The following is a 7,718-nucleotide window of genomic DNA, read 5'->3' as shown; positions in this document are numbered from 1 at the left end:
AACTGATTTTAAGGATATTTTCTCTGATTAAAAGAGGAGAAATGTATGTGGAGAATTATAAACGAGCGGCTTAGTGAAAAAAAATAAATAAAATTTGGAATTGTCCGAGACCTAGAATACTGAGTAACATTGATTTTTTCTGGGCGCTTAATTGGGAGGATATCCAGGCAGGGCGCAGAAAATAGAAAACATTAAAAGAATGAGAATGCACGCAAATTATTGATTTTTTCTAATCGCTTAACTGGAGGAGATCCAGGCAAGGCGCAGAAAATAGGACGCACTGAAAGGAATTGAGTGCGGAAAAATTATTGATTTTCCAGGTATCTTATGGGGGAAGATATCCATGCAGGAAGCGAAAACTAGGCCTGTACATCAATTACCTATCAAGAAGCTAGAATCAAGCCTTTCAAAAAAACTGAACAAACAACAGCCATAAACCCTTCTACGCCATACCTGGATGCGCCCTCTAGTTAAGCACTCAGGAAAATCGAACCTGTGAGCTCTTGAAAACAAACAACATCCATAAACCCTTGTACATCATACATGGATGCGCCCTCTAGTTAAGCGCCCTAAGAAAAATCAATGCTGCTCAGAGGAGACCTCAGCTTTCGAAGCATGTCGCGCAGCGACGCGCAGAAAGCGTAGTCTCCGAAGAGCACATTTATTTTTCAACAAGCTTAACAATCTTTACAACGCAGCTTTGACAAGAAACGGCAACAGTTCCTTTTGAAAACTCACAAAATTCTTTCTGACATCAGAATCGCTCACAGAAGTGAAAGCGAAAGAAAAAACAATACTCTTACTCGCTTTAAGCAAGAAAGCCAATCCCTCCTTGCGGGAAGGATTATTTTTAAAATGATCCAGCTCCAGATAAGCTGCCAGTAACAACGACTCCAGCTGATCCGAAAGATGTTTCAAAAACTCCTGAGAATTGGCATTCTCACGAACAAAATCCCATCCGATAAACTCATTGCAAACCGTAAAAGTAAGCCTGCAAGTTTTCATCACCAAAGCCTTGAGGTGCTCCTCTTCGTCGGCAAACTGCGCCTTATTTTTCAGGATCTCCCGTAAGTTCAAATCCAGATAATCCATCAAAATGGCATCCAGCACATGCTCCTTACTGTCAAAATACTTATAAATCGTTGCTTTAGCAATACGCGCTTTCTTGGCAATTTCATTTACACTGGTCTTATGATAACCGTATTTCCTGAACAACTCTTTAGCTGCTCTCAGTATACTCTCTTTTATTTTTTCCGGTTCCATTAGTTAGATATATGTAAAAGCTGTCCGCCCTGAAGGGAAACATTATAAGATTTTAAATTTCGAACGGCAGGGGCTTTTGAAGGACTTCCGTCAAGCAGGGAGAACTTAGCCCCCGTACAAGGATCTGTGGCACTCAATCCCCCATCGTCCGGATTCACCTTACACATCGCCTCCGGATTCACAGAACTACAGCGGTCGTAAGCCATATAAGCGCTGTTAAATGGATTATAAACGACCAGTATACCTGCCACACCAACCCCCTGAACAGTTAGAACATTATTCACAGCCTTGATTTTAAACTCTTGTATGGTTACATTATAATTCACCGCCACATTGGCGATATAATTACTTTCCTTTCCACACCTGGTAAAAAGGCCGAGTATCAAAAATAGAACTGTGAACTTTTTTATCATTAAATCAAGGTTGTTTTATATTGTTTAAGGAAACGCACATCGTTCTCAGAGAACAAACGCAGGTCCTTAATCTCAAATTTCAGATTGGTAATCCTTTCAATACCCATTCCGAAAGCAAAGCCACTATATTTTTTGGCATCTATACCGCAGTTCTCCAAAACATTCGGATCTACCATACCGCAGCCCAGAATTTCTACCCAGCCACTGTACTTGCAAAACTGACACCCAGCGCCCTTGCAAATGGTACAGGAAATATCCATTTCTGCCGAAGGCTCTGTAAATGGAAAATAAGACGGACGGAAACGCACCTTAGTCCCTTCACCATACATTTCCTGAACAAAATAGAATAAGGTTTGCTTCAAGTCTGCAAAAGACACATTTTCATCCACATAAAGACCTTCCACCTGATGAAAGAAACAATGAGCCCTTGCGGAAATTGCTTCATTACGGTATACCCTTCCCGGCATAATAGCCCTGAATGGTGGTTTACCAGACTCCATCATACGCACCTGTACAGAAGAGGTATGGGTACGCAACGCGATATCCCCTTTTTCTCCACCCTTCTTGATAAAGAAAGTATCCTGCATATCTCTTGCCGGATGTTCTTCCGGGAAATTTAATGCAGAGAAATTGTGCCAGTCATCTTCAATTTCAGGTCCTTCCGCCACAATAAACCCAAGTTTATTAAAGATTTCCACAATTTCTTTTCTTACTAAAGCTAAGGGATGACGTGATCCGACTTCAAAACCCTCACCAGGCAGCGTCAGGTCTAATCCTTCTTCTTTTCCTGCAGAGATTTCTGTACTTTGCTCTTTCAAAGCCTGGTACTTGGATTCTGCCAATTGCTTAAATACATTCAACACCTTACCCAGCGTCCTCTTTTCCTCTGGTGAAACGGCTTTAAACTCATCAAAAATATCCTTAATAATGCCTTTAGTACCCAAAAACTTAATTCTGAATTGCTCCAGCTCTGCGGCTTTAGCGGTAGAAAACGCATTAATTTCTTCAGTGTATTGTGTTATCTTATCTTGTAACATGGGGCAAATATACAGCTATTTCGGTAATAATTTTCATATAGCGGGGTTCAAAAACAAGGTCAAAGCCCGTGTCATTAAGGAAAATGAACCCGGGCTTTGAAAATTTAAGGGATGGGAAGATCTTAAATAACCCCCAGTGCTTTCCCTACCTTTGTAAATGCGGCAATAGCTTTATCTAAATGGTGTTTCTCATGACCAGCAGAGAGTTGCACCCTGATCCTTGCTTTACCCTGAGGCACAACCGGATAATAAAAACCGATCACATAAATTCCTTCTTCCAGCATTTTAGCCGCAAATTCCTGTGCAAGCTTCGCATCGTACAGCATCACAGGCACAATCGGGTGAACACCTTCCTTAATATCAAAACCTGCCTCTGTCATTTTTTGACGGAAATATTGCGTATTGCTTTCCAGCTTATCTCTTAGTTCTGTGGTTTCGCTCAGCATATCCAGTACCGCTACAGATGCACCAGCAATGGCCGGGGCTAAAGTATTAGAGAACAGATAAGGACGGGAACGCTGACGAAGCATCTCAATAATTTCTTTTTTCCCGGAAGTAAATCCGCCTGAAGCACCTCCCAAAGCTTTACCTAATGTACCTGTAATAATATCTACACGGTTTATTACATTGAAATGCTCATGTGTGCCTCTGCCTGTTTTTCCAATAAAACCAGTACAGTGTGACTCATCAATCATCACCAACGCTCCGTATTTATCGGCCAGGTCACAGATCTTATCCAAAGGAGCCACTACTCCATCCATAGAAAAAGCACCATCTGTAACAATAATGCGATGCCTGGCATCCTTTGCAGCAATCAATTGTGCTTCCAGATCTTCCATATTGGCATTTTTATAACGGAAACGCTTGGCTTTACACAAACGCACCCCATCAATGATGGAAGCATGGTTCAATTCATCAGAGATGATGGCATCCTGATCATTAAAAAGAGGTTCAAAAACACCACCATTGGCGTCAAAAGCTGCAGCATACAGGATCGTATCCTCTGTACCCAGGAACTGCGACAGTTTCGCTTCCAGTTCTTTGTGTACATCCTGTGTACCACAAATAAACCGAACGGAAGACATCCCGTAACCATACTGATCAATTGCTTTTTTGGCTGCTTCGAGCACTGCAGGATGAGAAGATAGCCCCAGGTAGTTGTTCGCACAGAAATTAACGACATCCTGACCTGTACTTACCTTAATATCAGCACCCTGAGGGGTTACAATAATTCTTTCACGTTTATATAATCCGTCTTTTTCTATTTGTTCAAGTTCCTGTTTCAGAACGGGCTGTAGTGTTTTGTACATTTTATAATGAATTGATGCAACCAAAGTTAGGAAATTATCATCTTCCGGTGGTAATCTAAATTATTCTGCCCCGGCAAATCAATGATATTTATATCTTAGGGTTTTTATGAACAGAATCTGCCTTGTCCTTCTTTTATCTCTAGCCCAAATCCTTGCGTCACATGCGCAACAATTCAAACTCAGCGGCCATATTAAAGATCCAAACGGTGAAGCGGTATCTTTTGCCTCTGTGTATCTAAAAAACACCTCCAGGGGTACCTCTGCCAATATTGACGGCCACTACAGTTTAAATCTGGAAAAAGGCAGTTATACCGTGGTGTACAAGGCGATTGGCTTTAAAAGCATTGAAAAAGAGCTCAGAATAGACACCAATATTATAAAGGATGTAACCCTCAGCCCGGAATCTTACACCCTGCGGAATGTCACCATTAGTGCTTCAGCAGAGGATCCTGCCTACCAGATCATTCGAAATGCGATAAAAAACAGGAAGCATCATTTAACCGAAGTTAAAGAATTCAGCTGCAGTGTCTACATTAAGGGGCTTCAAAAATTGATGGCGGCCCCAAAACGCTTTTTTGGAAGGGATATTCAAAAGACACTGGAATTGGATACCAACAGGAGAGGCATCCTTTATCAGTCTGAATCGCAGTCCAATTATCACTATAAAAGAACAAGTCATATCCGGGAAGAGATGATTGCATCTAAAGTTGCCGGACGCAACAATGCCTTTAGTTTTAATAAAGCTTCAGATCTGGAAATCAACTTTTACAATAATTTCCTGCTGGAAAATGTACTCAGCTCCAGGGGCTTTGTATCTCCGATTGCCGATATGGCCCTATTCTATTATCGGTATAAATTGTTGGGTACATCCGTAGAAAATGGAGAAAGTGTTCATAAGATAGAGGTTATTCCGCGCCGGCAGCACGATCCAGTCTTCAGAGGAATCATTTATATTGCCGATAACAGCTGGCGGATCATGGGAACTGAATTGTACCTCACTAAAAATACCGGCATCAACCTGGTTGACACGCTGAATATTACCCAGCAATTCATGAAAGTGGAACAGCACTATATGCCTTCCAATATCAATTTCACCTTTAACGGCAACGTCATGGGCTTTAAATTCGAAGGCTACTACCTCGGGGTCTATAACAATTACAACCTCCATCCCGATTTTCCTAAGAACTATTTTAGCGGGGAAATTTTGAAAGTGACGAAAATGGTCAATAAAAAAGATTCTGCCTACTGGAACACCAATCGGCCAATCCCCTTAACCCGGGAAGAAAGACTGAATTATTTCAAAAAGGACAGCATTGAAAAAAGGAAAGAGTCCAAATATTATCTCGACTCACTGGAGCGGATCAATAATAATTTTACCGCCAGTAAATTCCTGTTCACTGGTTATACCATCAATAACCGTTATGATCAGCAATATTTAAGACTAGATCCTATTCTCCGGGGTTTATTTTATAATACAGTTGAGGGCTTCGGACTTCGTTATGGTGTTACCTATACCAAGCGTTTCGAATACAACCGCTATTACAGCATCCGCCCCGAATTAAGGTATGGACTGGCCAATCATACTTTAACAGGTAACCTGACCGTGAATTACTTATATGATCCATTAAAGAAAGCTGGTATTGAATTTTCTGCCGGATCGGGAATTTATGACCTGAACCGGTATAAAACCATGAGTACTTTATCCAACTCCTTAAATGGTTTGCTTTTCGAAAAGAACTTTTCAAAGTTCTATGAAAAGAATTTCCTGGAAGCAAGTAGCTCTCGTGAACTGGCCACAGGGCTGCAGGCACATGTTTCTGTAGAATATGCCAAAAACCAGACCCTGGTTAACCATACAGATTTCACCTTTTTTGACAGGAAAGGACGGGAGTTCACTTCAAACAACCCCTTCACACCAGACTCAGAAACGCCTCTTTTTCCGGATTATAAAGCCCTGACTGTAGATGCAACCTTAACTTACACCATAGGACAGAAATACATCAGCCGCCCGGATGGCAAATTCTATACAGCTTCTGTTTACCCGCAGATCCAGATGAATTACCGAAAGGGAATTAAAAACGTTTTTGGCAGTACTGCAGATTATGATTTGCTGGCTTTTGAAGTTTACCAGGACAGAATTGGCGCGGGCTTATGGGGCTATTTTTCCTTTGTTGCAGGAGCTGGTAAATTCCTGAACAATAAAACGGTGTATTATCCGGATAGTAAACATTTCAGGGGAAACAATTCTTTAACCGCACTTCCAGACCTGAGAAGGTTCTCTTTCCTGGATTTTTATGAATACAACACAGACAAGCATTACATTGAGGCGCATCTGGAGCATAATTTTGCGGGTTTGATCAGCAATAAGATTCCTTTGATCCGTAAACTGAAGCTGGAAGAGGTGCTTGGTGCCAATTATCTGACTCAGCCTTTGAAGAAAAACTACAAGGAGTTTTATTTCGGTTTGCAGAGGTTGATTTTCAGAGCGACCTATGGCTTTGCGTACGACGGGAACAAGAGGGTGATGCAGGGATTCAGGATTTCCTACGGATTTTAACCCCGGTTTTTTGTGAAAAATCAATATTACTCTTCGAGGACTGGACTCCTTGCCCCGCTGCGCTCTTGTGGCAAGGCGCCCTGAGGTCCTCTCTGAGCAATATTGATTTTTTCTAGGCGCATAACCCGGGTGTAAAGTCTGCAGGAAATATAGACATCCTGCAATTGGGGGAAATCCATGGATGGTGCAGAACAGGGAGGCGATTAGAAAGGCCAGAGTAAATCAGATTGCAGATTAGAATAAGTGGTGTTTTCAGAATCCGATATACCAAATTAGATCAGACTTGGACAGGATTGGGGTCAGGCAGAGACCGGGCAGGTTGCTCACAGAAAAGGGACTTCTTCACACCTTGTACACACCTCCGTCACAATTCATACACAACCAGGTACCTTTTTGTGAAGAAAGTGTGTCTAATGTGTGTCTGATGTGAGGAATAATCAGCTTCCATAGCCAGTTCTGGCTGCCACCTGGCTACCCCAAACTCACATCTAATATAAATCTTCTCTTCTAAATATAAACCTTCTCTTCTAATTAAACGTCAACCTATTCCACCGTACTGGCCATCTTCCCCGGACACCCTCCCCGGCTAAGCGCCAAACTGAGCTTGCGAGCTCTTGAAAACAAATGAAAATATAAAACTATCTAATAAACTCATCTGCACTATGCCAGGACTCGCCCCCCTGCTTAAGCGCCCTGTAAAAATCAATATTGCTCAGAGAGGACCTCAGGGCGCCTTGCCACAAGAGCGCAGCGGGGCAAGGAGTCCAGTCCTCGAAGAGTAATTTGATTTTTCATAAAAAGCTTTCCTACTTTACCTCTCTTCACAATTGTTTGTTAAACAAATTTCGTATTTTTGCAGAAAACAACATTAAACGCCGTATGCAACGGTATCAATGACTTATGACAAAATTTCAAACACTACTTTACTATTGCTATAGTCCAATAGCAGATGCGGAGCAATTTGCTGCCGATCACCTTACTTTTTGCAAATCACTTGGCCTTGTGGGCCGTATCATCGTAGCAGATGAAGGATTAAATGGTACCGTTTCAGGTACAGTTGAAGCTTGTGAGGCTTATATGGCCGCCATTAAAGCAGATGAACGCTTTGCAAAAACCGATTTCAAAATTGACAATGTAG

The 7,718-nt window shown here is 41.8% G+C and carries 5 protein-coding genes and 1 pseudogene; 2 read left to right on the top strand and 4 right to left on the bottom strand.

The window, feature by feature from the left end; all coding sequences use genetic code 11:
- Positions 1 to 687: 687 nt before the first annotated feature.
- From VNZ46_RS05765 to kbl, 4 genes are all read right to left on the bottom strand, one after another.
- Positions 688 to 1,263, bottom strand: a complete 576-nt coding sequence (locus VNZ46_RS05765; protein ID WP_133782477.1) for a TetR/AcrR family transcriptional regulator — start codon at positions 1,261 to 1,263, stop codon at positions 688 to 690.
- On the bottom strand, positions 1,263 to 1,676 hold the full coding sequence (locus VNZ46_RS05760; RefSeq protein WP_325559163.1) for a hypothetical protein: 414 nt from the start codon (positions 1,674 to 1,676) through the stop codon (positions 1,263 to 1,265). Before VNZ46_RS05760 ends, VNZ46_RS05765 begins: the two co-directional genes overlap by 1 nt.
- Positions 1,676 to 2,713, bottom strand: a complete 1,038-nt coding sequence (gene pheS / locus VNZ46_RS05755; RefSeq protein WP_325559162.1) for a phenylalanine--tRNA ligase subunit alpha — start codon at positions 2,711 to 2,713, stop codon at positions 1,676 to 1,678. The genes VNZ46_RS05760 and pheS overlap by 1 nt, the downstream gene beginning before the upstream one ends.
- A 122-nt stretch (positions 2,714 to 2,835) precedes the next feature.
- A complete protein-coding gene (gene kbl / locus VNZ46_RS05750; RefSeq protein WP_325559161.1) occupies positions 2,836 to 4,023 on the bottom strand; it encodes a glycine C-acetyltransferase in 1,188 nt (395 codons plus the stop codon).
- A 106-nt stretch (positions 4,024 to 4,129) separates the two neighbouring features.
- On the opposite strand from kbl, the gene VNZ46_RS05745 reads away from it, so the two are divergent.
- Entirely contained in the window at positions 4,130 to 6,580 is a 2,451-nt protein-coding gene (locus VNZ46_RS05745) for a DUF5686 and carboxypeptidase regulatory-like domain-containing protein (protein ID WP_325559160.1), read from the top strand.
- A 900-nt stretch (positions 6,581 to 7,480) separates the two neighbouring features.
- Positions 7,481 to 7,718 (top strand): annotated as a pseudogene (locus VNZ46_RS05740) (hypothetical protein); the annotation flags it as partial.

Origin of the sequence: Pedobacter sp., from assembly GCF_035566355.1 — a bacterium.
Lineage (GTDB): Bacteria > Bacteroidota > Bacteroidia > Sphingobacteriales > Sphingobacteriaceae > Pedobacter.
Note: the sequence above shows the minus strand (reverse complement) of the source record. Positions and strands in the feature narration are given on the sequence as shown.

Coding starts and splice junctions, on each gene's coding strand:
- VNZ46_RS05765 (WP_133782477.1), bottom strand. CDS start 1,263: ATGGAACCGGAAAAAATAAAAGAGAGTATACTGAGAGCAGCTAAAGAG.
- VNZ46_RS05760 (WP_325559163.1), bottom strand. CDS start 1,676: ATGATAAAAAAGTTCACAGTTCTATTTTTGATACTCGGCCTTTTTACC.
- pheS (WP_325559162.1), bottom strand. CDS start 2,713: ATGTTACAAGATAAGATAACACAATACACTGAAGAAATTAATGCGTTT.
- kbl (WP_325559161.1), bottom strand. CDS start 4,023: ATGTACAAAACACTACAGCCCGTTCTGAAACAGGAACTTGAACAAATA.
- VNZ46_RS05745 (WP_325559160.1), top strand. CDS start 4,130: ATGAACAGAATCTGCCTTGTCCTTCTTTTATCTCTAGCCCAAATCCTT.